Below are 25361 nucleotides of genomic sequence, written 5' to 3' on the forward strand. Positions count from 1 at the left end.
CAAACAAATCGATGCCAGATTGCAGGTGACGGGGGCTCAATGGAATGAAGCGTCTTTGCCACAAATGCTCAAATTGAGATCCCTTTATCTCAACCATCAACTTGATTGTTTTTCATCCCCCAGTGGATGACGTGCTCCCCTGGCACGAGGGTAAAGCCCACTTCATCGATGTAGTACAAGTCAATCAGACCCTCGCTGTCGAGGTCTTCGAGGCTTTCAAGTTGGGCACGTTTCTGGGCGTACTCGGCGGCTGGGGGGGTGTTCGCGCAAACTCGCCGCATGCGTCGCCACGTCATCTTCAGCGCTTTGAGGAGGCGTTTCAGCGTGTCCGAACTGATGGTGATATCCCAGGTGGCTTGGATTTTCTCTAGGACGGGTTTGAGGTTGCGCGGGGACGCCTTGGCCCATGCCTGCACTTGAGCTTTCTGCGCATCGTTGAGTTTCAGATGACGCCCGCGACCCGGTCGGTCATAGAGTCCCGCAAAGCCCCGGTCATTCCAAGCATTGAACCAGTTGTAAAGGGTTTTCTCGCTGATCGCAAAGATAGTTCGTAAGGTGATGTTCTTGAACCCTTATGGCGCAGCAGTAGACAATGGGCGCGCCGACGCACCTGATGGTGGCGACTGCGACGGTAGAGGCGTTCCAGCAGGTGCTGTGTTTCTGGGGTGATTTCTCGGCTCAAGGGCATTGGGGACAAAAGTCGATAGAGACGTCCTGATTAGAATCGCTCATTTTCTGCTCAAAATACTGTAAATATTTTTGCAGATCTACTTACCAATCACGATGGTCTGAACCTAATTGCAAATTAGCCATAGGTCGCGTCCTGCCAGTTTTCGACACCCATATAGTCCCGAGCGATCGCCTGGAGTACGTTGTCCTTATCCACCCGTACGTTGTGACGAGCACCGAGCAGGAATCGTTCGTGAATCTCATCAATGGTGTGACGCTGTTCCTCTAGCACTTCCATGATGACCGGTTGATAGGTCGCTCCCACCAACGAACCGAGGGCTTTGATAATAGAGACCGAGATCCGCAGGCGGGTCTTGTTTCCAGGCTGAGCCGTGTTCCAGTTGATTAAGTCTTGGACAATCGCTTCAACTTTGGTCTTAGAGTCAGAGCGTTGGTGTAGCCCCTCGGAACGAGGCTCGCGCTGTTTGGTCTCTTGTTGAGTCGAAGTCCTGGCCTCAGCCGGATCTGCTTTCACTTTGCTATCAGGTGCCTTTGTCTCAGGAGTTGACGCTGAAGGAGCAGAAGCAGCGCTGCTGACAGGCGTCCCCAAAAGCTTGTGAATCCCTTCCAATCGGCTCTGGGTTTCCTGCAATTCCACCACTAGCTCAGCGTTCCTTGCTTGCAGGCGAGCAAATTCATCGGGGTCAATCTGCTGAGCTCTGAGCTGATCTCGTTCCTGTTCGAGCTGAGCAATATGTTCCTTCAGGTTCTCCGTGGGAACAGGAGCCGCCCCCTGCGTTTTGAGTTGGTCGCACTCGGCTTGTAGTGACCGCACATTCGCTCTTAACGTTTCAATCTCAGCGGTAAACCAGTTGAAGGTCTGAGCCACCTGATGAACGGTCTCAGTCTGCTGGTGCTGGGGCTGTTCTCGTTGCGCTTCGTAGGCATCCAATAGAGCAGAGAAGTGTTCAGCCGTGGTCCCCTCAACGCCCTCAAGGGCCATCAGCTTACTTAAGCGTTCTAAGTCATCAGCATAGACTTGAGGGCGTTTGGTTGGACGTTCCTGAGACTGGGGCATGAGTGCTTCCTCCGTTTCGACATCGACGACCTGAACTTCGATCTGAACTTCGGTGGGCTGAGCACCGGCAGCGTCTTTCTCATCAGGCATCGCTGAAAAATCAGGTTCTAGTGCAGGGGCGGCTTCATCCACCGGCTCATCCCGAAACGCTTCAATGACGTCTAACTCTGGAAGCTGCCCTAGCTTGATGCCCAACCTGCCGTCTTTGTTGCCCTGGCCGTCGCCAATAGCATAGTCGTCATAGTTGGAACGAGCGGCATAGTTCGGTAGCTTTTTGCCCGCCTGAGAAAGCGTGAAGTGGCCTTGAATCTCAGCCTTGAAGAGATGTTCCGGTACTGTAGGTGGGCAGAACCAGTGGGCTGCGATGGTGGCATACACGGCTCTGAAGAGATGGGTGTAGAGGTTGTCGCGATCGCTCCTGTTTGGAACCAACCCCGAGAAATACTCGTCGCACTTCTGAGCGATCGCCAGACTATAGCGACGATTGACCGCTTGTCTCACCTGTCTTGGAGACGTACTACTGCGCTTCAAATCGGTGATGGCCAGGCTGTGCTGCAATCGTTCGATCGCCTCTAGAACAGGCTGGGCAGGGGCAAGGGTGGGAATTTCAATCGTGACATCTAAGTCATCGGCTTTCTTCACCATACGGCTGAAGCTGAGACTCCAAGGCGATTTCCAGGCAAATTCCGAGAGCAGGATTTCGCTAATCCGCCGACCCATGAGCACAGCGAGACCCGCCCCCACATCGGACCATTCATCACTGGCCAGTAGATTCTCAGCAATTTCAACTATTGTATCGACTGCTTCAGGATGGATAAAGCGCGTCTCTCTATCAGCGACTCGTTCCCTCTGTTCGTCATTGAGTCTACGATACTCTTCTGTCGAAAGCGCGACTAAAGCAATAGCAGGATGATTAAGATCAAGCACCTTGAGCGCCTGTACGACGTTGGAGCGATAGTTTTTCTGCTGGGCCGAGGTGTTGAGTCCTCTTGATGCGAACTCTTCCTCCAGCTCATTGGCAAAGGCTTCGGGGGTAAGTCTACCCGCGTGCAATTCCGCCAGGTAGATCCGAATAAACTGCTGAAGCCATTTAGTTGCTCCTTTGCTAGCAGCACTCTCTAAGCAGTCTTGAGCAAGCGTTTGAGACATGGAAGTTTCAGCTGCCTTTATTGTATCCGTATCTTAAGGTTATCTTATCTTTGTTTTATGGTTACAATGCATTTTTGACATCCGTTTATCTTAGATCTTGCAGTTGTCCCGACATTGCCTGGTCTGGCCCCCTGCCCCCTGAATTTGGGGGGTTCTGAGATCGAAGTCCCCCAAAATTGGGGGGATTTAAGGGGGCAAATGCAGGATGCTGATGTACTAGTACAAAATCTCAGTTGATTGCAATTCCTCACCTATTGAGCATGGGTTAAGAAGCCTTAGGATTTAGCTATTGTAGATCCGCGCGCTACAGAAAAACTTAGTCGGCACAATTGTTCTATGACATCACGTTGAGAGTGCTCAAGGTTGCTATTTCCAGCGCAAGGAGGCATAGTTTGATTTCCTGGTGCTGCCAGATGACCAAGTCGCTGGCCAGCTATCGGGTTTGGAAGTTATCAATGTGCTGCCACCGATGCTGTTGCTAGGAAGGTGAAGAGAACCATCCATGCCCAAATCCAATCTAGTCCCAGACGACGATTATCGGGTGCTGCTCGAAGAGCTAAAGGGTCGCATTCGCTCATCGCAAATCAAAGCGGCGATCGCGGTTAACCAAGAATTGATTCTGCTGTATTGGCAGATTGGTCGCGAGATTTTGGTGCGTCAGAAGCAGCAAGGCTGGGGCAGCAAGGTCATTGCTCGTTTATCGCAGGATCTGAAGCGAGAGTTTCCAGACATGAAAGGATTCTCGACAACCAACCTCAAATACATGAGGGCGTTTGCGGACGCTTGGTCGTCATTTGAAATTAGTCAACAAGTGTTGACCCATTTACCGTGGGGCCAAAATACGGTCCTTCTCAGTAAGTTAGACGATACTGAGGAGCGACTGTGGTATGCACACAAGGCAATTGAGCATGAATGGAGTCGTAGTGCGCTAACTCGGCATATTGAAAACAAACTATACCAACAGCGACTAGGGGGGGTAAACAACTTTGACTTGACGCTTCCCAAGCCTCAGTCTGATCTAGCAAGGCAACTGATTCGCGACCCTTATCACCTGGATTTTCTCTATGCAGATGAAAACACTCAAGATCAGGATCTCAAGCGGTTGCTAATGGCTCACATGCGAGAATTTTTGCTGACTCTTGGTGTTGGCTTCTCATTCGTGGGACACAACTACCCTATCCATGTAGGAGGAGAAGATTTTTGCGTTGACATGCTCTTCTACCATCTACGACTACGCTGCTTTGTCGTCATTCAACTGGAAATGGGAGAATTCAAGCCGGAACAATCTGGACAGATGAACTTTTATCTATCTGCCGTCGATAGCCAAGAACGGCAAGAGCATGATCAGCCGACGATTGGAATTATCTTGTGCTCTTCAAAAAACCACATTATTGCTGAGTATGCGTTGAGGAATCTACACAATCCGATCGCGGTTACAGAACATCGAATTCCCAATGTTCTGCCTTCTCCCGAGCAATTGGAATTCGAATTGGAACATGTTGTAAAACGGGTCGAGAACAAGGACAGCTAGCAGCAATGAGCTACCACCGTATTTGTTTGATGCTTGCTTTAGCGACCTCAAGGCTTTGGCTCTAGTGAGGGCTTCAATAGCGCTGTTCTTCGCGATAGTTCTGTAACTGCTATCTGGGCTAAGGAATAAATGAATTTTAAGTTCTCAGTTTTGAGTTTTGAATGATTGAGTCATCGGCGAATCCAAAGCTCAAAGTTGATACTTAAATAAGTTCCCGTTCCTCAGTGTCAGAACTGATGGCTCAGGAGCGTCGCAAAGGACAGAGCCAAAATGTCGATAGGGAGGATATGACAGGACAGAAATCGTAGAGCTGTTTTGTGCTTTTGAGAGAAAAGTTTTGCGCGATACATTCGGTATCGCGCAATATGCTGGTTTATTGACTGATGAGTAGAGACGGCATCGCGACTACATTTTATGAAAAGCTCCGCTTCAGCTTGTTGGGGTTTCTCATAAAATAAAGAGACTGAATCCGGTTATCAGTAATCTCAAGTGCTACGACGCTAGCAACAGTGCCGTCGAGGGTATAAATGATGCCGGGTTGACCATTGACCTGAGCCAGTGCCACCTCATAGCCCAAGCCCAGTTTTTGCCCGCGACGCCAAATTGCCCGTAGGAAACCAGCCACCTTAGCTGCGCCATGCAAAGGCTTAAGACAGGCCACGACCTGGCCCCCTCCATCCGACCACAGGGTAATGTCTTTAGCGAGTAAGTCGAGCAATCCCTGTAAGTCACCCTGCTGACAGGCTTGCATAAATTTGCGGGTGAGCTGTTCTTGCTCTTGAAGTGAAGCTTGGAAGCGCGGTTGCTGATCTGCAAGGTGTTGGCGGGCTCGTCGGGCAATCTGACGACAATTAGCAGCTGTTTTTTCAACCATTTCGCTAATTTCGTTGTAATCATAGCCAAAGGCTTCCCGCAGCAAAAAGACGGCCCGTTCTAACGGAGATAACCGCTCTAGTAAAACCAAAAATGCTATCGTCAGCGAGTCTGCTAGCTCAGCCGTAGCATAGGGGTCGCTGGCGGGGTCTGCGACAATGGGTTCGGGCAACCACGGCCCCACATACTGTTCGCGCTGAACCCGGGCTGAACGCAGCTGATCAATGCACAGGCGCGTGACAATGGTGGTGAGATAGGCTTTGGTCGATTTGACGGTTTGCTTGGATGTTTGCTGCCACCGGAGGAATGTCTCCTGCACCATATCTTCAGCATCGACAATGCTGCCGAGCATACGATAGGCGATCGCAAACAACAGCGAACGATACTGATTAAACTCCTCAACCTGAGCAACGGAATCGGTTTTTACTGCGCCATTTTTTGCTGTGGAAATCATAGTCACCTCATCTTACGCAGCAGCTGTGACTTGATAGCTACCGGGTACTATCTGGGTCGTAATGCTAATCCGATTCCAGGCGTTGATTGCGACGATCGCCATCAGCAGCTGCGTAATTTGCTTAGGAGTAAAGTAGCGACTCATCTCTTCATATACAGTATCAGGTACGCCCTGCTGGCTAATCAGCGTTACCGCCTCGGTTAGTGCTAGGGCAGCACGCTCTTCGGATGTAAAAAAAGGTGTTTCTTTCCAGGCGCTGAGGGCGTAGAGGCGCTGTTCTGCTTCACCTGCGTGTCTGGCATCTTTAGTATGCATATCAATGCAGAAAGCACAGCCGTTAATTTGGGAAGCCCGAGTTTTAACGAGTTCGAGCAGCGTTTTGTCTAGCTCACTTTTGCGGACGTAGCTTTCGATGCCCATCATGGCCTGATAGGCAGTGGCATCAACCTTGTTTAATTCAAGTCTTGTCATGGGTTGTCTTCCTGTAAGGTCTTCATTCAAGGAGACGAGACAGACACTTCAGATGTGACAGGGGCATTTCTCAGCGACCCCTGGAACATAGTGACAGAACGCCAAGATGCTGTCTTGAAGGAGCCAAGGCTTTGGCTGAGTGGGATTGACTTGGAGTCATTAGCGCGATGCTCGTCTAGTTGAGTTTGGCTTTTATCGTCCATTGCGATCGCGTGAAAAATTTGAGATGTCGAAACAACCGCAAGAATTTCGGTCTGATGTCTTCGTCCTGAAAATATGACCATTCTTCGATAACTTTAATATCGTTGCCATATGTTTCAACTTCGCCTGCGGTTGCAATACCAAATTGATAGACAGCCCCGGCATCAGTACCCAAAGCGCGCTTCATCTTAGCTTCGATATTCTTTTTCCAGAGACCTTGAGTGTATCGTCGATGAACAATCTCAAAAAGCACAAATGAGTTGGTAAAGGATTGCGACAGCTTATCAAACAGGCGGATTATATCTGCTGGAGCTAAATACATTAACAATCCCTCAGCGATAAAGAAAACATTTTCAGTTTGTAGCTGCTGAATTGCTTCTATCCAATTGTCATCTAACACTGAACAGCCAATCATAGGGTAGGTGATACGATCAGCTAAGATCGCTTGCTTGATTGCAACAACCTCCGGCAAATCAATTTCGACATAATTCCATGCTTTGTCCGATACCCGCCAATATCTTGTGTCAAAACCGCAGCCAAGACTCACCACTAGGCCACTAGGATTGTTGGCAATAAAAGCACTTGTTTCGGTGTCGTACTTACGAGTCCTAAGGGCAATATGACTAGTTAAAGAAGACGGCAGTTTTCGATTCAGAATTCTATTCTGAACATCAGCAGGCAGGTGCGATTGGATAATGCTTAAACATTGCTTGCTAACAACATCCTGAATAATTGGGTACGGTTTTTCTGTTTCAATGACTCTTGCTTTTAAGGTAATTAATGCGGTTTCAGAAACCACGCCCATAACATCCATCGAACTAACTCCTTCTCCGCCGATTACTATCTACTAGTACCGCTACTCAAAACTCAAAACTCAAAACCAAGGCAAACAAGCTTTCCCAACGTTTTGAATAGCGAGCCCATTTCCGTCGTAGTGAACTAGGCATAAAGGCAAAACTTGTGCGATTGAATCTGATTTAGGCCCTCCGAAATCTCGCTAGCGATGAGCAGAATATTCGAGCTGTAGGGCGATAAATTTCGCAGTAGCAGATCCATACAACTGTTCAATGTTCTGCAAGGTAATATCCAATGATGAGATGGGTGGTAGAGTGTCTTGTAACTCGATGGTGCGGTCAATTCTCTTGTTTGGGCGCTGAACTTTATCGGGTAAGACCACTAGACCGCGCTTGGTTTTTACTTCACCATCGGCAGCCGCTAGCAAAACTTTTGAGCGGAGCGTTCGTGAATAAGCATCTGTAACCAATGCCAACGCGATTTCGTCAACCTCATCAGTAATAGAAATCCCAATATTTTCATGCGACCAAAATGACAGCCCGTTGACGACACCTGTCAAGATGGTGTTTGCGCTCAGTTTGAATAGCTCAGTTTGATGCTCTGCGCTCCAGCTTTGAACGCCAATACGCTGGGCGAGTGCAGCCGTTTGATCGCGCCCGGCGATGGCTGCGACAAGGGCCACTGAGACCGGAATTGAGGCCGCAATTCCAGTAGTTGTAATTACATTCCCGTCCGCAACATAGCGCACATTAGATAGCCATTCAGTGTCAGGAAACCTCTTGGCGAGGCGCTTGGCCGAAAACCAATGGCCAACGCCTTTGCGTCCAGCCATTAGACCTGCATTCGCAAGGACCCAAGCGCCATCGCAGATGCCAACCATAGTTGCCCCCTTTGTGGCCTGTTGGTTGATCCAGGCGAGTAAAGCCGGATCCTTAGCATGAACAACCGCTGGAACAACAACGTAATCGGCGCCCTCTGGAAATTGCTGGTCAAATTCTGCCACTGTCGCCTGAGGCTCTATTTGCAGGGAGGAAGGAAACATCTGAAGGGGTCCTTTTTGGGTGGCGATCGCCCATACTTGGGCAACACCTGACTCCGAAAGCACGCCATAGGGAACGACATAGTCCGTTAGTTCAGTCGCGCGATTTTCTCCCACAACCGCGATCACTGGCTTGGCACGGTTGAAGCGCGGTACATAAGCAGGAAGCGGGGACGATGAGGCCAACCTCTGATTACTAACGCTCATAAATCGAACCTCCGTTTTATTTCAATGGCAAACAGCTTTGGCAAACGAACGTGCTATGTAAAACGTGCTATGTAAAACGTATCTGTGGCAGTAAGGCTGCCACGGCAAGGATGTCTACTTCTTCATTCAAGGCTGCCGTGAGCATCAGCCCTTGGTGAACTGCGAACATCAGTTCGGCGAAATGGTCTGGATTGACATCAGCATCAGGCATGGCCCCAGCCAAATAGTGGCGAACGAATTGTGTCAAGGATTTACGGACTTCGGCGCGGTTGGTTTTCAGCGTAGCTGCGACATTGCCCTGAAAGGCTGCCTCGTTAAGCAGCGAAACCTCCATACGCGCAAACCCTGTTTGACGCTCGGCTTCTAAGCTGCCGAAGTATAAATCAATTAATCGAGGCAGAGCCGCAACGGCTGATTCAGAGGTCAGATCCTCCGGAGCGATCGTGTCGCGGTCAGCTGTGCGGTTGCGCTCGGCTACCGCTTGAATGATTTCCTCCTTACTCTGGAAATAGTTATAAACAGCCCCCGCACTCAGCTCAGATTCGGCAAAAATGTCTCGCATGGTGGTGCCTTGATAGCCCAAACGACAAAAGCAGCGGATGGCTGCTTCCAAGATTTGATCGCGACGAGCCTGCATAGCTTGCTCGGAAAGTTTAGGCATAGAAGAATAAAAACGAACAATCGTTTTATATCTTTTTTGCTCGGCTCTTGTCAAGCGGTGGCAGCGGGGGACTGATTTAAGCATGGCCGGAGTCGAAATTCTGCCAGAGACCTGAAGGATCCTGCGATCGCTATTGCCAGAATTCGATAGCGCCCTCAGGAAGCTTTGCGAGAACTCGATTGAACGCATCCTCGTCCACATGCCGTCTCAGCGCGTTTGCAACATCACTGATAGCGGTTTCAGTTGCAAAGTTGTGATCAGCACGCAGGGCCTGGATCTCTTTTTTCATCAAGGATCGAGCCTCAAAAGGACGACGGGGCTCATCAGTATTCCAGTCCGCCACAAAAATGGCCCGTAGCACGGCGGGAAGGACACTGGCAAAGAGGACGGCGTCTTTGATATCAAGACAGCGTCGAAAAGTCTGAAGCACCCCTTGCACCATAGTGTAGGTCTGATGAGTGCTTCCCAAACCTGCTGTGTCGCGAGCATCGAGGAGGAACTCATAGAAGTAATCTGTTGCTCGTTGGTATTCCTGAGGGATTGGCATAGCTGGTTTTTACCTCGCTGGTATATCGCTCTATCCGCTTAGATTCCACATGAGCAGCGCAAAGCGCCAGCCCCGAGTCATCAGTTCTGAAGCTTCGTTTTTTCCCACCATGCGTGCATAGCGTGAAACATATCTTCTAGGTCGAGTGCACGCTGTGTGGCGGAGTACTCTACACGCAGCGGGACTTCCGGATAGACCTGACGCTTGACCAAACCATCTTTTTCAAGGGCACGGAGCTGATTCGTCAACATCGTTTGGGTGATGCCATCAATCAGTTTTCGCAGCTCACCAAATCGTTTAGTGCCCTGAAAAATCAAAATTTGCAGGATGATGAGTTTCCATTTACCGCCAATTAATTGAGCGATATTTGGCATCGGACAAACACCTTCAATCACCGGTACGGGGGGCTCTGACATTGTCTTTCTCGCTTTATTTTAATAACTCTATTTAGTCTTATTTTAATGCTTAGTATCAAAAACAATACTACATCAGAAAAAACTGCCTACTTGTCAATTGATACCAACCTTTGCCTATGATGTTTGCACGATTAGTCAATCAAAAAACAAGGCGAATAAATGCCCTTCACTCATGATGAAGTTATTCATTATTGGTTCTTTTGGACAGCCTGACAGCTGATCTCAATTTAGGTGTCGGTTGGCCTTTCTAAGCCGACCAGAGCACAATAACTCAGGAGTTTCAATATCATGCTTGTACGATCCACAAAAATAGTTGTCATTGCTGCTGTTATCGTTGCTGCCGTCTTATTGCTCAGTGTCGTACAGCCCGCGATCGCAGACGACTTTGTTGAATTGCCTCGCGATCTTGAAATTGAGCTGGCTTTAAGTGCATTACCAGAAGAGCTACAGGAGGACGCGACGATTTATGTTCGCGACCCGAAAAAAGGCTTTGTGCTGCATCGCCAGGGCACGAACGGGTTCACGACCTTCGTTGCGCGTACGAGTGTGCGCTTTTATGACGCTGAGTGGCCCTACACGTATCCCAGCGACCAACTGATTCCAGTCGCGTTTGATCGGGTAGGTGTGCAGCATCACATGCAGCCCTATTTCGATATAGAGCGCCTGCGCGTCGAGGGCGTGCCTCCCGAGAGGGCAAAAACAATTCTGCGAACTCGATTTCAAGAGGGTACTTATACCGCACCGGAGCAGGGAGGACTGTCTTACATGTTTGCGCCGATTCATCGCGCCTATGGAGCACCAGCACAATCTGACGAAAAGATTACAGTAAGCTTTCCGCACTATATGCCCTACGCACCTTACGTCATCACTGAACACTTGGGACCGATGGACTCTAAAGGTCGTGTCGGTAGTTTGGATCACGGTGGACCCAACGCAGGGCCACACGGATACCTGTATTTCAGGGTTCCCCAAGACCAAGTCAACGAAATCCGCACTAAATACGCTGACCTGCTCGATCAACTCTGTCAGTTGCACACCAATTGGTGTTTACCAGATGTGTAATGTCGATGAGTTGATGCAGCCACGATCGCAAGCCTGGACATGCGATCTTCCCAGGCAGCCGCAGCATCTGGCTCCGTAGCCCGAAGGCGAATCAGCTCCCTAGCGACGGGCAAGATTTTGGGCACGAAAGCAAGTCAGCAGACCGGTATCGAGGCGTTCCTCGTTAGTTTACAAGTGTCAAGCATAGAGAGGTATTATCATGAGCATTAAGCATCAAATCGATGCCAACGTACAGCAACTGTGCGCCTGGTATGGCGATGGACAAGATGGTTCAGCCCCCTCGGCAGACCAATGGCGGCACATTCTTGAGCGACCCGCGAATGAATCGATTACGCTGATCAATTTCTTCAAATACCGACCAATCGCGGCGTACCCCCCAGACAGTCCCCAGCGCCGAGAACGCATCGCCGGTCGGGATGCTTTCCAACTTTATGCATCAGTGAGCATTCCCACTATGGAGCGGGTTGGCGGTAAGTTCCTGCTTGTGGGACCATTTGAGGGCATGTTCTTAGGTGAGGCTGAGGATTGGGATTTGATCGCGATCGGAACGTATCCCAACCTTGAATCCTTCATGGGGCTATATACCGACCCCGATTATCGCGCCGCATCCCAACATCGAACCGCTGCTTGCGAACGGCAAAAGGTTATTGTTTGCTCAGGCTAGCCATAGCAATCGACGGATGCATTCGTTGATTGCTATAGCTTTCTGTAATCACGAGATGTCATCATGGTGTGCAATCGAAAAGGGATTAGGCTGAAAATTGTCTACGTAACGACTTCAAATGGACGTTGTATCATCTTCAAGACAAGCATTTAGTAGGGCGATCGCTCTGGCAATACCGTCTTCCTGACGGAGCTTTTCACCCAGTGCTTTAGCTTTCTGCTGAATGGTTGGGAGTGTTGTCACCGTTTGAATCGCCGCTGCCAAATTCTCAACCGTCAGTTTTTTCTGGGGAATCGGTTCACTGCCTACCCCCAACTCATGAACTCGTTGCCCCCAAAAGGGCTGGTCGCCGAAGAACGGGCAAATAATCGTAGGACAACCGGCTCGTAGCCCCGCAGCCGTAGTCCCGGCTCCACCATGGTGAACAACCGCTGCCATTTGAGGAAACAACCAATCATGGGGAGCTTGTTCAAGTTTGAAAATCGTCTTGGGTAAATCGTCTGCTGACAATCCTCCCCAACCTGTGGCTAGGATGCCGCGAACTCTAGCCCGTTGTAGAGCCCCAATCACGATGTGGGCTAACCGCTCCGGGTCGCGCCCAGCCATACTGCCAAATCCAACATAAACTGGGGCATCGCCTGAATTCAGGAAAGCTTGCAAATCCTCTGGCGGCTTCCACGTCGTTTGCTGGTCTAAAAACCAATAACCGCTAGCGATGACATTTTCAGGCCAATCAGTCGGTTCCAGAGCAACATGACGACTGTAGCAATGCAGCACCGGTATCTGCTCTCCCGTATGAGTATGCAAAAGATCAAACTTGGACTGACGGGGTAAATGATGTTCGGCACGCCAGTCTTTGACAAGCTTCCCGGCTGAAAATGCAAAGAACAGGTTGGTAATCTGATACGTCAGCTGGTTGTACCATCTGCCTAATGGCCCACCCAGCGGCAGTTTAGGAAAGCCCATATTGGCCTGTTCTGCGGTAGGCACCAGCATCGGTAGGGGCATTGCCAGAATTACCGGAATGCCTAATTTTTCGGCGATGTGAGGTCCACCATAAGTTTTGGGATGGAAGAGAATCAAATCAGGATGAATGGTTTGGGCTACATCCCAGCAATCTTGCAGTATCTTCTGCTGTAGGGGGGCAACTTGTTTAGATAAGCGGCGCGTCGCTTTGATGACTTCCCAGAGGTTGGTAACATCTTCCATCAGCTCCCGCCCCTGCATCGAATCCATCAGCTGCATCATCGCATCGTCCATGTAGCCGTAATTCAATCCGTGTTCTGTAATGAACGATTCAAAGCGGCTACTGGTGCAGAGGGTAACGGTATGGCCTACAGCTTGCAAGCCTTTGCCTAAAGCAACATAGGGCTGGACATCGCCTCGTGAACCGAGGGTAAGAATCAAAACATGCATAGATGATCCAGGGTTAAGGTGAAACGAGCGGTCTCCCGTTTTCTATCATTGCTGACTTTTCAGATAGAGCGAGATGTTCCCAAAATCATTCAACATAGGACAGCAGAGATATTGGGGCAAGCACCTGAATTTGTCAGTCGTAATGAGACAGGTGCGATCGCCATCTCTTGCTAGAGATTTGTTGATAATCTCTCTAACCTTACTGCAAGCTGGAAATGCAGAAAATCTCCATTCAGAAGTTGCTTTAAAGTTAGCTGCCCGGATTGACCTAGAGCATGCATCTCACTCTAAAGTCGTCTACTTAAGCCTCTAAGGCTTTGTCGGCTGTAAATGAGTGTGGGGGCTAGCAAACGTGTGTTGGGCATCGGGCTGCTGACAGGCCACCATCGTTTTGACATGTTCCATTTCGTCATCTCGAATCGCTACAAACACATCGTAAAGATTGTTGATTTCAGGCCGACGGTGAGCTGGTAAGTGTGCTGTTTGAAATTCATCAAACATGTAAAGATCGCCATCTCGATAGTAATTAATGGCAATTTGGGGAGCTGGCTGGCTTTTTAGCGTCCCTTCTTCTTGCTTCAAGAACTTGTCATAGCTAGCATAGGCATGCTGCTCAACTAGCTCCATAAAACGGTAGGCTGCTCTAGGAGACATTAAATAGAGCGCAATAACAATCCAGTAGTAGACTAAGGCCGTATGGCGTGCCAAAAACCGATCAGCCCAGCGACCATTACCGCCTAATGATTCCATGATTAACAGGTGGTGAAGCTCGTTCCAGGATTCAGCAAAGTGAACTTTGAGCCAATCTACTTTTCGCCACCATCCTAGTGTCTCATATAGATGCAATACAGAAAGATAGGAGAAATAGGGAACACGCGCAACGGTCTCAAGCACGTAGAAACGGGGATAGGGGCGATTTTGGTAAACGCCATCGATCACAAAGACTAATACACCCACCAACAGTCGAATCATACTGGAGTCCTCTTCTTTATCGTCATAATTATCTTCCTTCCTATTGTCTTTAGCTAAATCCAACTGCGTCTCTCATGAGCATATCTATTTGAAGCAGATTTAGTCACCTGAAAAAACCTAGATATTGTCCCTGACAAAATCAATAGGTATGGTTGCCTGATTGATAAAAATGTGAGTCAACCCGTCATTTACCTGGCAAAATTGATAGGGATTCCTTGAAAGATTGCATAAACATAAAATTGGGCTGGAAAGGGTAAAGGGGAAAAGCTTTATGAATCGATCAGCTCATGAGAAACTAGAGGTCGCAGCTTCCATCATTACCCGTAGTTGCTCCATCACCTGATGCAGGACAAACAAAATCAGCGCCCGCTTATTGCGGAAGTAACAGGTATTACCCCTGTTGTACAGTTCATCTCCTGAGCAATATCAGCAGGCTGTTCGGTAGCATCTACTGCCGTTGCTCAATCTCAATTACAACTTTTCCAACATGATTGGCCAGCTGCAAATAAGACAATGCAGTAGATGTCTGTTCCATCGGAAAGACTTTATCGACTTCAGGTAAGATACGATGGAATTCCATAGCTCGTACCATATCTTGGTAATGCTCACGGCTACCAACTGATATGCCTTGAAGCCGTATAGCCTTAAACATAAGTTCTGGAATGACCAGGTCCTTTATCGTGCCTGATAACACACCAACAACAGCAATTACCCCGCCAACTTTAACAGCGTGAATAGACTGCTGAAGTGTTTCAGCACCGCCTACGTCTAAAACAATATCGGCGCCACGCCCTTCAGTTAATGTGGTGACCTCGCTCGCCCAATCTGGCTTATCACGATAGTTAATCAAATGATCGGCCCCCATGGTTTTGACTCTCTCAAGCTTGGCATTACTCGATGAGGTCATAATGACTTCAGCACCAAAAGCCTTCGCAAATTTCAAAGCCTGAGTAGAGACGCCACCTGTACCCTGTAGCAACACAACGTCTCCAGCTTTAATCCCGGCTTGTGATAGTGCCGACCAAGCTGTAACTCCGGCACAAGGAAGCGTTGCGGCTTGTACAGCTGTTAAATGTTGCGGATATTTTGCAACGCCGTTTTCATTGAGGCACACATATTCACTGAGAATACCTTCATATTGTCCTCCAGCCAGTGAACTAGTCGCTACTTCTGCTGTCAATTGACCCGCTAACCAGTCCTGGAAGAAAAGAGGATTGACTTTATCCCCTGGTTGAACACGGCTCACCTTTTTACCGACCTGCACCACCTCACCAGCACCATCACTGAGAGGAACAAAAGGAAGTTTGATGTCATCACCAACCCCAAATCCACCCATAATCATCAGGATGTCTTTCCAATTTAGCGAGGCCGCCTGCATTTTTATGATTACCTCGTGGTCATCGGGTATCGGTACGGCTCTCTCAATCATTTCTAAGTGATCGAGCGAACCACGGGCTTTGGATTGTACTGTCCTCATCTACATATCTCCAGACGAATTCAACTCCCTTCATCTGCACCAGAAACCTAACGAACAGCATCATGGTTAGGATTTGTGAGGAATGAATAGGAGCAGATTTCTAGGTATTTAAAGGTCAATGGGTTATTAACAAGAAGCGTTTAATTGACCTTGAAATGGTCTTGAAAATGCTTTCCTAAGCAACTATCGGCAAATGATCCGTATGATCCGTGTAAACAGACGGGATGTCCCAGGCTTCGGCAATGCGATTTCCCACAATTCGCCAGACAACGACTGCGTCGAGTTCACTCGGTTGCCCCTCCCAAAGCATCCTATCCTTGACGTGGGTAACGACCAATTCATCACCGCAAGGGATAGCGGCGATCGCCTCAACTTGGAAGGTTCCGTTAGTTAGTGCAGCCAGTTTCTCAAAGAAGGTTTGAAGGCCATTCACGCCAACATAGTCACCTTGGATATCTAGCAGGTGAGGATTGAAAAAATGCCAGACAAAGTCTTCGGCAAAAAGAGCAGAAGCTCCGGCTATGTTGCTGAGATCTAATTGCTGCAAAAGAGAGATATTTGGATGCTCATGGGTCATCGTTGCACTTCTCTGTAGGGCTTTCGACAACAGTGATCATAGTTATCAGTACTAGCTCTCGTCACCTGGTAGTAAAACCAAAAGGCATCCCTGGTATAACTCATAGGTATCGTTGCTAGCGAGATCAGAATGGCTTAACTTTTCCAAGCTATTACCTAATAGAGGTGATAGGTACTTCTACATTTCTTCTGTACTATCGGCCTAAAGTTTTACTTGTGAGACCTGATTCAGCCTAAGTTTTCGACCATCTATGAGAAAGTAGACATCATTCTCTAAACGTTTAGTTAAATACTCGCAGAATATAGAGTTGTGGAAGCTTTAGCTGTCGATGTAATTTGAGACCAATTCGCTACTAAACACCTTTTAGTGCTTTCAATTGTTGTTGACAGGTCAGAGCCATGACGATCGCTTCAAATCCTAAAAATAGAAAACCTTCAAAAATAGAAAGCATCAAAGCAAGTAGCAACTTCTTGCGTGAGCCGCTGGCAACAGAGCTTTTGCAAGACATAACTCATTAGTTAGCACGGCAACAAGATCTCAACGCCGAAATATTTGCTAAGGATGTAGAACCTATTTACGGGCCAAACTATCTCCCTAGAAAATTTAAGTATTGTGTGACGGTTCCCGGGGATAACTCTGTAAGATCTTAGACACCTATGGCGTCGAAATAAATCCTGATCGCTTGAGTGTTTTGCATCGCTACGGGATGGCTTGTTCAGCATTGCCTACTTGTGGACTGGCGATTACCGAATCGGAAAGAGTATTCCCCGGTATGGTGGAACGGATTAATCAATTACTTGAAAAGCTAAAAAAGATTATGACTCATTATCTGATTTTGGAATCAAGAGATCCCTATGACTCGGCTGATTGGGTTGATATGCAGCAGATTATTATGGATTTAAAAAAGGCAGGACATCAGGTAACTCTATTTCTCTTGCAAAATGGAGTATTGCCTGCTCGCAAGGGAACTTCCTTTGAGGAGTATTTTGCCAAGCTTGAGGTATTAGGCGTCAATACTTTTGCTGATTTCTTTGCCTTAAAGGAGCGGGGAATTCAAAATCTTTCTATTCATGTCAAAAAAAGCAATTTGGATCATTTAATCCAGCTTTGCTTTGAATCGGAGACTAAATCAATTTGGCACTAGTTTTATCTCTGTCAAAAGGGCTGAATGCTAAACCATCAATTTTTTCTTTCTAGCGTGCATGTTTGAGTATTTTATACGGTTGAGAAATCGTGTAACTCAACGCTGAAAGATAGACCGATCGCTATTTAGTAACTGAAGAAGCCAATGTCCCTAAAAACTTTGAGCATTGCTATCATGGACGCTCCATATGAGTCCGCAAATTCCACCACGGCGCTCAGAATTATTCATAGCGCCTTGAATCAAGGACACAATGTTGATGTCTTCGCCTATGAGGGTGCTGTCAATTTAACCATGAAAGAGCAAGCCCCTCATGCCAACTCGATTAAAGGCACAACAATAGAAGAAGAGAACCATCCGACAACGAAGGATTGGGTTTCTGCCTTGTTTAAACTGGCCTGGGAGAAAGGCGTTACTCTGAACTGGATCAACTGCGGCCTGTGTGTTGATGAAAGGGGAGCCGGGAACTGGATTGACGGAGTACGAAGGGGTGGCCCTGCAGATTTTATAAAGTCAGTGGCAAAAAGTGATGGTGTGTTAGTGATTCCCACTCGCTGAAGGCATAGAAAATGAAGGTATTGAATATTATCGAAACGGCTTATCGGGCAACCTTAGAAGAGCAGGATGACACTATCCTTTGGTTAAGTCAGAGTTTTCAGAGTGCTGGGGTTGATATCGCAGTATTGCTTAGGGGCAATGCCGTGAATTACCTAGTTAAGGAGCAAACACCATTCAACTTACACTTTGGTGAGTGGCAACAGACACACCCGCCTGAACTAGATCAGGATTTGAAGATGATGATGAACCAGAGTATCGCCGTTTATGCGATCGCCGAAGACATTCATGAGCGAGCGTTACCCGAAGACCGACTTATTGATGGCGCAGTGTTGATCACAAAAAGACAGATAACCGATCTTTTTGAACAATTTGAATACGTTTGGCACTGGTAAATTCAAAGCTCTAGCCCCTCCGCCCTCATTAACGTATATAGCGCTTGCATACGAGTTTTTGACGCCAATTTGGCCAATATATTGTTGATGTGAAACTTCACAGTGCTATCGCTAATATAGAGCTGATCAGCAATCTCGCGATCGCGCAATCCCTTCGCTAGAAGCGTCATCACTTCCTGTTCTCGCTGAGAAAGTTTTGGATGCCCTTGAGTCGTCTGATCAAGTCCCCAAGTATCGCCTCGCATGACAGCTGCAACGGCTGCTTGCAACTCACTGGCAGTTGTCGATAGATTGACCTGGGCTTTTGCCTCACTGGGAGCCCTTTTTGACGTATGACTAACCCAAATAATGTAGTCACTGGTTGCCAATAAAGAAGCGTGATCCGTCAATAGGGGAATATGACGCTCCCCTTCAGTCTCAACCTTAAATCCTGCTGCATAGGCTAGCTGAGTGAAACCCGTCTGTAGCAAGGGTAGGCGACATTGAATTCGCAGAGAGGATTGTGAAAGATCAGCGGAAGTAGGAAATGTCAGTGAAATCTGAATTGCCTTAATACTGGCTTCGGTATTAATTCTAAAGGCCCCACCAAAGCAGGACGAGATCGCCGATAAGTTGCCGAAAGTTGATCGCTCCCATTCGTCTTGTGCTTGGTTTGTGAGGGGTTGAATTGCAGCGATCGCTTCTAAAGAAACCGAATCTAGGTCATAGGTTAAACGGCAGTAAGTGCAATCTAAAGCTTTAAGCCCTTCAGCAAGTTTTAGGAATACCTGAGTCTGGGATAGATCGAGGCTTCTTTCTGTTCCTAGAACGGTTATGCTTGTCTGACCTAAGATATGGGCAAGACTATCTGGAAGTGAGAGTTCCGAGAGGATAGCCTGAGGTTTAGCAGCCTGGGAAGTTTGACTTTCTTTCTGATGCAATAAAGCAGTCGCTAAAGCTACTGTCAAGGTTGTGCAGAAGCTAGACAGCACTTCTAAAAACTCTGAGCTCATAGGCTCATAGCCAAAGGCAGCCAATACGCCAATAACTTTGCCAGAATTCGCTAAGGGATAGCCCGCAAAGCTTCTGATTTTATTCTCGATCGCCCATTCAGGATACCGAATCCAGGACTCCTCTGCGAGATTATTACTCAGGAGTGATACGCGGTTTTGAGCGATCCTGCCAATCTTAAATTGGCCCATTGGGATGCGACTAAAAGAACCATTGATCTGCGTGTATAGTCCTGATGAGGCGATTAACTGTAGCTGTTTGCGATCAGGTTCGACTAGCCAAACCCGAGCAAAAGCACAGTCAAAATATTGAACCAAACCTTCCGTTGCCAGGTGAGCAATTACGTCTAAATCCAAAGAGTTAGAAAAGCTTTGGGCAATTTGATTGGATCGCTGTAAATCCCAGACTAGTCTTGTTTCGTTAAACATGCCCCGGAAATCTTCATGATAGGTTTTCACGGCACTGTCACTTAACTCTAAGTGTCAGAATGGGGAACTCCATCTACGACAGAAGAGATCACTGACATGCCGCTCCATTTCCTTCCTACCTTTGTGTAGCCTTCATCCAGTCTCTGAGTTCACTCATACGAGCCTGAATCTGGCTCCTATAGCGGCATGCACTTGCATCAAGCACACCCCATTCCCTATTCCTTGCTCCCTTAAGACACTGAGATGGCACTGCATAGCAACCGTAGCGCAACGATGCTCTAGTGGTCTGCCAATTTCGATCGCAACGATGTTCTAGTTTATCGACTGATCGACGGTTCGTGACGCTCCCGAGTAATCAGTTCTGGCACTTAGCTTTAGGTGCCCAGAAAGTTTAACTCAAATATACAAAACGCCTACTTCTGTGAAATGAAGGTAAGAAAGGCTACTAATACTCAGAAATTTTTACTGAAGATTCAGTATTCTAACGATGGTTCTCATGCCGTACCGAGAAAACCGAAAAGGCTTTCGATAGGTGCTTCTGTCTGTCGAGCTTCAATGTTTCTGAAAACTTAGATCAAATCTTCGCATAAATACCATGTTCTTTTCGTGCGCTTTACTTCTGCGCATTATTACTGAGTGTTTAAGTTTCCAGCATAGCTCCGCTCATTTTATCTGCAAAATCTATTTAGCACCTTATGACTATCCAAATTCTGCCCCTAGGTGACTCCATTACTCAAGGCGAAAGAGGACGAGCGAGCTACCGCCGTCCGCTATATTTTTTGCTCGAAGAGGCAGGCTATGACTTTGATTTTGTCGGTAGTTTGACCGGAAATCATGACGATGAAAATCCGTACAGCGATTTTGATCTCGACCACGAAGGGCATTGGGGATGGACTGCGGATGAAATTCTCTCAGGTGACCCGACACCCGAATCAGGCTCTGGCAGTGGCACACTGGCCGAATGGCTTACTGGTTATACGCCAGATGTCGTCCTCATGCATCTGGGGACTAACGACATGTTTCGGAATGACACAGTCGAAACGGCATTAGCAGATCTCCAAAATGTCATCGAGCAACTACGGTTAGATAATCCTAACGTCACAGTTTTGCTTGCGCAGGTTATTCCAACTACAGGAAACAGAGATGACCGCCTCGTTAGCTTGAATGAAGCGATTCCCCAGTTTGCGGCTGATAACAGCACTGTCGATTCTCAAATTGTGGTCGTTGATCAATACGCTGGGTTTGATGCGGCCACCGATACCTATGATGGTGTTCACCCTAACGAATCAGGTGAAGCCAAAATAGCTCAAAACTGGTTCAATGCCCTCGAACCTTTCATAGCGGTAGCAGAGCCTCCTACTGCGGACAGTGATCTGGGCGATCGCACTACAGAGATGTGGGAGTTTACCGAGTGGGATTTGCTCAACCCTACCTTCAGCGGCAATCCGTTCGACCTGATGGGCAGCGTCACGTTCACCCATACGGCTAGCGGAGAGACTCGCACTACTGGGATTTATTACGACGGTGGTGAAGAGTGGAGTTTTCGGTTTACAGGCGATTTATCGGGAGAATGGACGTTTCAGACTCAGAGTACCGACTCAGACCTGAATGGGTTTACCGGTTCCGTTGATGTCAGCACCAACGATGACCCAAACATTCAAGGGTTTCTCACTCACGTTGGCAACAAGTTCGCTATCCAAACAGCGGATGCCAATACCCTTGAGGGATATCTGCCGAATGTCTACATGAACCAGAACGAGCATTTTAAGCAGGGAGCTTTAGGACAAGGTTGGTCCTCGGCAGATACTACAGCTTACTTGAATGATGCTCGGAACAGTGGCTTTGAAACCTTGTATTTTCAGGTCAACAACAATTGGTTCAGTTTGGGTGCAGAAGCGAGAACGGAGCATGACAGCCGCAATCCTGATCTCGACACCTTCCAAATTCTGGAACAGATTATTGTCGATGTTCACCAGCAAGGCGGACGGGTTCACTTTTGGGCTTGGGGAGACGAAGACCGGCAGTGGACTCCTATTGACGGTATCAACAGCGCAGCTGATCAAAGATTACAACGGTATCTAGCAGCCCGGTTAGGCCCGCTCCCTGGTTGGAGTATGGGCTATGCCTTCGATACGCAAGAATTCACCAATGATAACCAGATGGATTTTTGGGCCAATAATCTCTTGTCTCTGATGGGGTGGGACCATTTGCTGTTTGCCAGGGGGTACGCAGCCGCACCAGGACTCGATATTGTTGACCCAACCAACAACAATGATTGGGTTGCTACTGCACTAAGCGGTCACTCCTATTCTTCTAAGGGGAATAATCAGCCCGGTTTGCAAACCTCTCCGGTAGGTCCGCTCAATATCGAAGAAGTCATTGCTGATATCAATTCTGACTCCACAAAGCCTCACTTTTATGAAGAGCGTTTTACTCACAACCGTTCTTTCGTGGGTAGCACTACCGGGGTGACGTATGACGTGGATCAAACCCGCCGTACTTTGTGGTGGCAAGCCATGGCGGGTGGGGTTGCTGGTTGGTATGGCTTTTTTGATCGCTCCGGTAATGAAGGACCTCCCTACCCTAATCTTGAGCAGTTGCGGACTCACCAGACCTTTTGGACTGGCAATGGCCGTTTCACTTTAGATTTAGAACAGGCGAACGATCTCGCTGACTCTCCCAATACCTATCTACTTAAGCGATCTGATGATAGCCGCTACATCATTTATGGCGAAGACGTCGACGCCATACAGGTCGATCTACCAAATTTGGTCGGGGCCACGAATGTTATTGCCGTTGACACAAAAGCTGAGTACCAGGAAATAAACTTTGGCGTCATTGAACCTGGCAACGATCGCCAACTGCTACTGCCTTACCTTTCTGACTGGGCCCTTGTGGTTGAAGGGTTAGCAACCCCCGATACAACCGCCCCCACAGCGATCCTGGACGCCGCTGATCTAGAAATTGAGGGGGGGAGTATCTATCGTTTCAATGTGGCTTACTCAGATGATCGAGCGGTCAATATCTCGTCCTTGGATGACCAAGATGTCGAAGTCATTGACGAAAATGGGCAGTCCATCCCAGTTACATTCATTAGTGCTGACACACCCTCAAACGGCTCTCCCCTAGTCGCAACCTACGCGATTCAAGCACCGGGAGGTGCATGGGATGAATCGGATAATGGTACCTACAGTGTTCGTCAAATCGCCGATCAGGTTACAGACACGGCTGAAAATGCTGTTGCTGCTGGTTTTCTAGGAAGCTTTGTTGTCAATATCACTGCCGATACCACCTCTCCCAGCGTTGTCGACGTTAGCGCGTTAACGCTGAGCACATTCGGGAGCGATGTCTACACATTCACGGTCACTTATGGTGATGACCAAGCTATCGCTCTGGCCAGTCTTGATAGTAACGACATTACTGTGACTGGTCCCAACGGCTTTAGTCAGACCGCTGTGCTAGTTGAAGTCAATGCATCTGATGATGGAACTCCGATAACAGGGACTTACCAGATTACGGCGACTAGCGGTAACTGGAATACCAGCGATAACGGTACTTATCAAATTCTGCTGAATGGCGATGAAGTCTCAGATTTGAGTGGCAACTCCGTACCTGCCATAACTCTGAGCAATTTTACGATCGCGATTCCTGATCTGCCTAACTACTCGGAAGCAGTGAGGGGTCTCAATCCTCTAGCTTATTGGACCGGCGATGAGATAACCGGTACGACTGCTGTAGACAGTATTGGTACGAACGATGGCATTTATCAAAATGATTTGACCCTGGGGGCACCCGGTGCGATCGCGACTGCCTCTACAACAGCCATCAGCTTTGATGGCATTGATGACTATCTCGAAATTCCCCACAGTGTAGATTTCGACCTTGCTGAAGGCACACTACTATTCTGGATTAACCCCAATGTGACCAGTCAACTCCAAACCCTCGTTTCCAAAGATTCGAGTGGGTTTGACAATGGCGGTCACTTCACTCTTTCAATCAACGAAAACCAAGCTTTAGAGCTACGTACTCAAAGCACGGGATCGAGTCGCTTCTTAACCAGTACTGGCAGACCCGTCGTAGCGAATACCTGGCAGCTGCTTGCCGTCACCTGGGGGGCCAATGGCATCCGAGTTTATCTTGATGGGGAACAAGTTGCCATCGACGAGCGGTCTGCCTTTGGTTGGGTGGGCAATGAAGAACCTCTTGTATTAGGCGCGAGTCAGTCCCGTAGTGGCGATTTGGTTGCTAATCAGCTGCAAGATTTCTTCAGTGGCAGTCTTGACGAAATCGCGCTTTTTGCGGATGTGCTCTCTGGCAGCAGCATCGAACAACTCTATGCCGCTGGTATTGCCCTAACATCGCAGAATACGATACCCGTAGCCGTCAGCGATCGCTATGCCACGGATGAAGATACCCCTCTGTCGGTTACAGCAGCCCAAGGCTTGCTGAGCAATGACAGCGATGGGGACAACGATGTCCTACAAGTCACCAGCAGTGACATCGTCTCGACTAACGGCGGCACTGTCAGCATCAACTCAGACGGCAGCTTCAGCTACACGCCCGCAGACAACTTCAACGGCACTGACACCTTTGATTACACTATCAGCGACGGTAACGGCGGCACCGACACGGCAACCGTCACCCTCACCGTCACTGCGGTCAATGATGCTCCCATCGCCACTAGTGACGCTCAAATCACCACTAAGAATCAGCCCCTCGTCATTGCCCCTAACGACCTAATTGCTAATGACCGTGATGACGATAACGATGCTTTAACGGTTACCAGCGTCGGCGCTGCCAGCAACGGCAGTGTAACTCAAGACCCCAATAGCGGCGAGATTACGTTTACGGCTGATGTCGACTTTACCGGAGAAGCCACCTTCGAATACACCGTCAGCGATGGCAACGACGGCACGGATACTGCCACCGTTACCGTAACAGTCGTTGACGTTAACGACTTTTCCCCTGTTGCCCAACCCGATGAGTACACTTTGGATGAAGATATCCCACTGTCGGTTGCAGCAGCCCAAGGCTTGCTGAGCAATGACAGCGATGGGGACAATGATGCCCTACAAGTCACCAGCAGTGACATCGTCTCGACCAACGGCGGCAACGTCAGCATCAACTCAGACGGCAGCTTCAGCTACACCCCCGCAGACAACTTCAACGGCACTGACACCTTTGATTACACCCTCAGCGATGGTAACGGCGGCACCGACACGGCAACCGTCACCCTCACCGTCAATGCCGTCAACGACTTGCCTATCGCCAACAGCGACACGGTAGCGACTGCCGCCAATACGCCGCTGACCATTCCGGTCAGCACCCTGCTGAACAACGACAGCGATGTTGAAACGGCCAGTCTCACCGTTGTGGAGGTCACTAACCCCAGCAATGGCACTGTCCGCTTCGATGCCATCGCTCAAACCATCACTTTCACCCCAGAGACTGACTTTGCAGGCATCGCTCAGTTCCAATACACTCTCCAAGATGAACAAGGCGCTCAAGCCACTACCGATGTCGCGGTCGCGGTCGCCGTTGCTGCCACTCCCGACGACAGCCTGCTGGTGTGGTGGCAGCTAGACGAGGGCAG

General features: G+C 48.5%; 22 protein-coding genes and 2 pseudogenes. 10 read left to right on the top strand and 14 right to left on the bottom strand.

Annotated elements, in window-relative coordinates; all coding sequences use genetic code 11:
* A pseudogene (locus PN498_RS02370) lies at positions 1-130 on the top strand (ISKra4-like element ISLesp1 family transposase); the annotation flags it as partial.
* 1 nt (position 131) lies between these two features.
* Positions 132-371, top strand: coding sequence for a hypothetical protein (locus tag PN498_RS02375; protein WP_272061075.1), 240 nt, complete (start codon positions 132-134; stop codon positions 369-371).
* Here PN498_RS02375 and PN498_RS28550 read toward each other — a convergent pair.
* A pseudogene (locus tag PN498_RS28550) lies at positions 321-560 on the bottom strand (helix-turn-helix domain-containing protein); the annotation flags it as partial. The gene PN498_RS02375 and the pseudogene PN498_RS28550 sit on opposite strands and share 51 nt — an antisense overlap.
* Before the next feature lie 32 nt (positions 561-592).
* Between PN498_RS28550 and PN498_RS02380 the strand changes: the two are divergent.
* The gene (locus PN498_RS02380; protein ID WP_272061076.1) at positions 593-718 is read left to right on the top strand and encodes a hypothetical protein; all 126 of its coding nucleotides are present in this window, start codon (positions 593-595) and stop codon (positions 716-718) included.
* A gap of 87 nt (positions 719-805) precedes the next feature.
* On the opposite strand, the gene PN498_RS02385 is transcribed toward PN498_RS02380, so the two are convergent.
* Positions 806-2896: a protelomerase family protein gene (locus PN498_RS02385; protein ID WP_272061077.1), complete on the bottom strand. Its 2091-nt coding sequence runs from the start codon at positions 2894-2896 to the stop codon at positions 806-808.
* Positions 2897-3398: 502 nt separating this feature from the next.
* On the opposite strand from PN498_RS02385, the gene PN498_RS02390 reads away from it, so the two are divergent.
* The gene (locus PN498_RS02390) at positions 3399-4427 is read left to right on the top strand and encodes a PDDEXK nuclease domain-containing protein (RefSeq protein ID WP_272061078.1); all 1029 of its coding nucleotides are present in this window, start codon (positions 3399-3401) and stop codon (positions 4425-4427) included.
* A 412-nt stretch (positions 4428-4839) separates the two neighbouring features.
* Here PN498_RS02390 and PN498_RS02395 read toward each other — a convergent pair whose 3' ends face one another.
* From PN498_RS02395 to PN498_RS02425, 7 genes are all read right to left on the bottom strand, one after another.
* Complete coding sequence (locus PN498_RS02395) at positions 4840-5754, bottom strand: RNA polymerase sigma-70 factor (RefSeq protein WP_272061079.1); 915 nt, start codon at positions 5752-5754, stop codon at positions 4840-4842.
* Between the two features lie 12 nt (positions 5755-5766).
* The gene (locus PN498_RS02400) at positions 5767-6225 is read right to left on the bottom strand and encodes a carboxymuconolactone decarboxylase family protein (protein ID WP_272061080.1); all 459 of its coding nucleotides are present in this window, start codon (positions 6223-6225) and stop codon (positions 5767-5769) included.
* Between the two features lie 175 nt (positions 6226-6400).
* Positions 6401-7240 (bottom strand): class I SAM-dependent methyltransferase, encoded by an 840-nt coding sequence (locus PN498_RS02405; RefSeq protein WP_272061081.1) that lies wholly within the window; start codon positions 7238-7240, stop codon positions 6401-6403.
* A 183-nt stretch (positions 7241-7423) separates the two neighbouring features.
* Positions 7424-8467, bottom strand: coding sequence for a DJ-1/PfpI family protein (locus PN498_RS02410; protein ID WP_272061082.1), 1044 nt, complete (start codon positions 8465-8467; stop codon positions 7424-7426).
* A 67-nt stretch (positions 8468-8534) separates the two neighbouring features.
* Positions 8535-9128: a TetR/AcrR family transcriptional regulator gene (locus tag PN498_RS02415; RefSeq protein ID WP_272061083.1), complete on the bottom strand. Its 594-nt coding sequence runs from the start codon at positions 9126-9128 to the stop codon at positions 8535-8537.
* 130 nt (positions 9129-9258) lie between these two features.
* Complete coding sequence (locus PN498_RS02420; RefSeq protein WP_272061084.1) at positions 9259-9675, bottom strand: DUF2267 domain-containing protein; 417 nt, start codon at positions 9673-9675, stop codon at positions 9259-9261.
* An 80-nt stretch (positions 9676-9755) separates the two neighbouring features.
* The gene (locus PN498_RS02425; RefSeq protein ID WP_272061085.1) at positions 9756-10091 is read right to left on the bottom strand and encodes a winged helix-turn-helix transcriptional regulator; all 336 of its coding nucleotides are present in this window, start codon (positions 10089-10091) and stop codon (positions 9756-9758) included.
* A 288-nt stretch (positions 10092-10379) separates the two neighbouring features.
* Here PN498_RS02425 and PN498_RS02430 point away from each other — a divergent pair, with 288 nt between their 5' ends.
* Complete coding sequence (locus PN498_RS02430; RefSeq protein WP_272061086.1) at positions 10380-11153, top strand: hypothetical protein; 774 nt, start codon at positions 10380-10382, stop codon at positions 11151-11153.
* Positions 11154-11352: 199 nt separating this feature from the next.
* The gene (locus PN498_RS02435) at positions 11353-11817 is read left to right on the top strand and encodes a DUF1330 domain-containing protein (RefSeq protein WP_272061087.1); all 465 of its coding nucleotides are present in this window, start codon (positions 11353-11355) and stop codon (positions 11815-11817) included.
* 114 nt (positions 11818-11931) lie between these two features.
* Here PN498_RS02435 and PN498_RS02440 read toward each other — a convergent pair whose 3' ends face one another.
* The 4 genes from PN498_RS02440 to PN498_RS02455 form a co-directional block, all read right to left on the bottom strand.
* Positions 11932-13233 carry a glycosyltransferase gene (locus PN498_RS02440; RefSeq protein WP_272061088.1) on the bottom strand — a complete coding sequence of 434 codons (1302 nt, stop codon included), beginning with the start codon at positions 13231-13233 and terminating at the stop codon, positions 11932-11934.
* Positions 13234-13542: 309 nt separating this feature from the next.
* A complete protein-coding gene (locus PN498_RS02445) occupies positions 13543-14205 on the bottom strand; it encodes an alternative oxidase (protein WP_272061089.1) in 663 nt (220 codons plus the stop codon).
* Positions 14206-14653: 448 nt separating this feature from the next.
* A complete protein-coding gene (locus PN498_RS02450; RefSeq protein ID WP_272061090.1) occupies positions 14654-15682 on the bottom strand; it encodes a zinc-dependent alcohol dehydrogenase family protein in 1029 nt (342 codons plus the stop codon).
* Between the two features lie 175 nt (positions 15683-15857).
* The gene (locus PN498_RS02455; protein WP_272061091.1) at positions 15858-16259 is read right to left on the bottom strand and encodes a nuclear transport factor 2 family protein; all 402 of its coding nucleotides are present in this window, start codon (positions 16257-16259) and stop codon (positions 15858-15860) included.
* Positions 16260-16965: 706 nt separating this feature from the next.
* Between PN498_RS02455 and PN498_RS02460 the strand changes: the two genes are divergently transcribed.
* The 3 genes from PN498_RS02460 (at position 16966) to PN498_RS02470 (ending at position 18350) form a co-directional block, all read left to right on the top strand.
* Positions 16966-17403 (top strand): DsrE family protein, encoded by a 438-nt coding sequence (locus PN498_RS02460; RefSeq protein WP_272061092.1) that lies wholly within the window; start codon positions 16966-16968, stop codon positions 17401-17403.
* A gap of 174 nt (positions 17404-17577) precedes the next feature.
* Positions 17578-17958 carry a DsrE/DsrF/TusD sulfur relay family protein gene (locus PN498_RS02465; protein WP_272061093.1) on the top strand — a complete coding sequence of 127 codons (381 nt, stop codon included), beginning with the start codon at positions 17578-17580 and terminating at the stop codon, positions 17956-17958.
* Positions 17959-17969: 11 nt separating this feature from the next.
* Entirely contained in the window at positions 17970-18350 is a 381-nt protein-coding gene (locus PN498_RS02470) for a DsrE family protein (protein WP_272061094.1), read from the top strand.
* 2 nt (positions 18351-18352) lie between these two features.
* On the opposite strand, the gene PN498_RS02475 is transcribed toward PN498_RS02470, so the two are convergent.
* Positions 18353-19798, bottom strand: coding sequence for a LuxR C-terminal-related transcriptional regulator (locus PN498_RS02475; RefSeq protein ID WP_272061095.1), 1446 nt, complete (start codon positions 19796-19798; stop codon positions 18353-18355).
* Between the two features lie 665 nt (positions 19799-20463).
* Between PN498_RS02475 and PN498_RS02480 the strand changes: the two genes are divergently transcribed.
* The coding region (locus tag PN498_RS02480; protein ID WP_272061096.1) for a cadherin-like domain-containing protein at positions 20464-25361 on the top strand (4898 nt) is incomplete at its 3' end.

Source organism: Oscillatoria sp. CS-180, assembly GCF_028330965.1.
Taxonomy (GTDB): domain Bacteria; phylum Cyanobacteriota; class Cyanobacteriia; order Phormidesmidales; family Phormidesmidaceae; genus Halomicronema.

Bases quoted from the DNA above. Each gene is read 5' to 3' on its own strand.
- PN498_RS02450 (WP_272061090.1), bottom strand. From the start codon at position 15,682: ATGAGGACAGTACAATCCAAAGCCCGTGGTTCGCTCGATCACTTAGAA.
- PN498_RS02385 (WP_272061077.1), bottom strand. From the start codon at position 2,896: ATGTCTCAAACGCTTGCTCAAGACTGCTTAGAGAGTGCTGCTAGCAAA.
- PN498_RS02380 (WP_272061076.1), top strand. From the start codon at position 593: ATGGGCGCGCCGACGCACCTGATGGTGGCGACTGCGACGGTAGAGGCG.
- PN498_RS02415 (WP_272061083.1), bottom strand. From the start codon at position 9,128: ATGCCTAAACTTTCCGAGCAAGCTATGCAGGCTCGTCGCGATCAAATC.
- PN498_RS02445 (WP_272061089.1), bottom strand. From the start codon at position 14,205: ATGATTCGACTGTTGGTGGGTGTATTAGTCTTTGTGATCGATGGCGTT.
- PN498_RS02405 (WP_272061081.1), bottom strand. From the start codon at position 7,240: ATGGATGTTATGGGCGTGGTTTCTGAAACCGCATTAATTACCTTAAAA.
- PN498_RS02455 (WP_272061091.1), bottom strand. From the start codon at position 16,259: ATGACCCATGAGCATCCAAATATCTCTCTTTTGCAGCAATTAGATCTC.
- PN498_RS02465 (WP_272061093.1), top strand. From the start codon at position 17,578: ATGGACGCTCCATATGAGTCCGCAAATTCCACCACGGCGCTCAGAATT.
- PN498_RS02410 (WP_272061082.1), bottom strand. From the start codon at position 8,467: ATGAGCGTTAGTAATCAGAGGTTGGCCTCATCGTCCCCGCTTCCTGCT.
- PN498_RS02420 (WP_272061084.1), bottom strand. From the start codon at position 9,675: ATGCCAATCCCTCAGGAATACCAACGAGCAACAGATTACTTCTATGAG.
- PN498_RS02440 (WP_272061088.1), bottom strand. From the start codon at position 13,233: ATGCATGTTTTGATTCTTACCCTCGGTTCACGAGGCGATGTCCAGCCC.
- PN498_RS02425 (WP_272061085.1), bottom strand. From the start codon at position 10,091: ATGTCAGAGCCCCCCGTACCGGTGATTGAAGGTGTTTGTCCGATGCCA.
- PN498_RS02430 (WP_272061086.1), top strand. From the start codon at position 10,380: ATGCTTGTACGATCCACAAAAATAGTTGTCATTGCTGCTGTTATCGTT.
- PN498_RS02470 (WP_272061094.1), top strand. From the start codon at position 17,970: ATGAAGGTATTGAATATTATCGAAACGGCTTATCGGGCAACCTTAGAA.
- PN498_RS02460 (WP_272061092.1), top strand. From the start codon at position 16,966: ATGGCTTGTTCAGCATTGCCTACTTGTGGACTGGCGATTACCGAATCG.
- PN498_RS02435 (WP_272061087.1), top strand. From the start codon at position 11,353: ATGAGCATTAAGCATCAAATCGATGCCAACGTACAGCAACTGTGCGCC.
- PN498_RS02400 (WP_272061080.1), bottom strand. From the start codon at position 6,225: ATGACAAGACTTGAATTAAACAAGGTTGATGCCACTGCCTATCAGGCC.
- PN498_RS02395 (WP_272061079.1), bottom strand. From the start codon at position 5,754: ATGATTTCCACAGCAAAAAATGGCGCAGTAAAAACCGATTCCGTTGCT.
- PN498_RS02390 (WP_272061078.1), top strand. From the start codon at position 3,399: ATGCCCAAATCCAATCTAGTCCCAGACGACGATTATCGGGTGCTGCTC.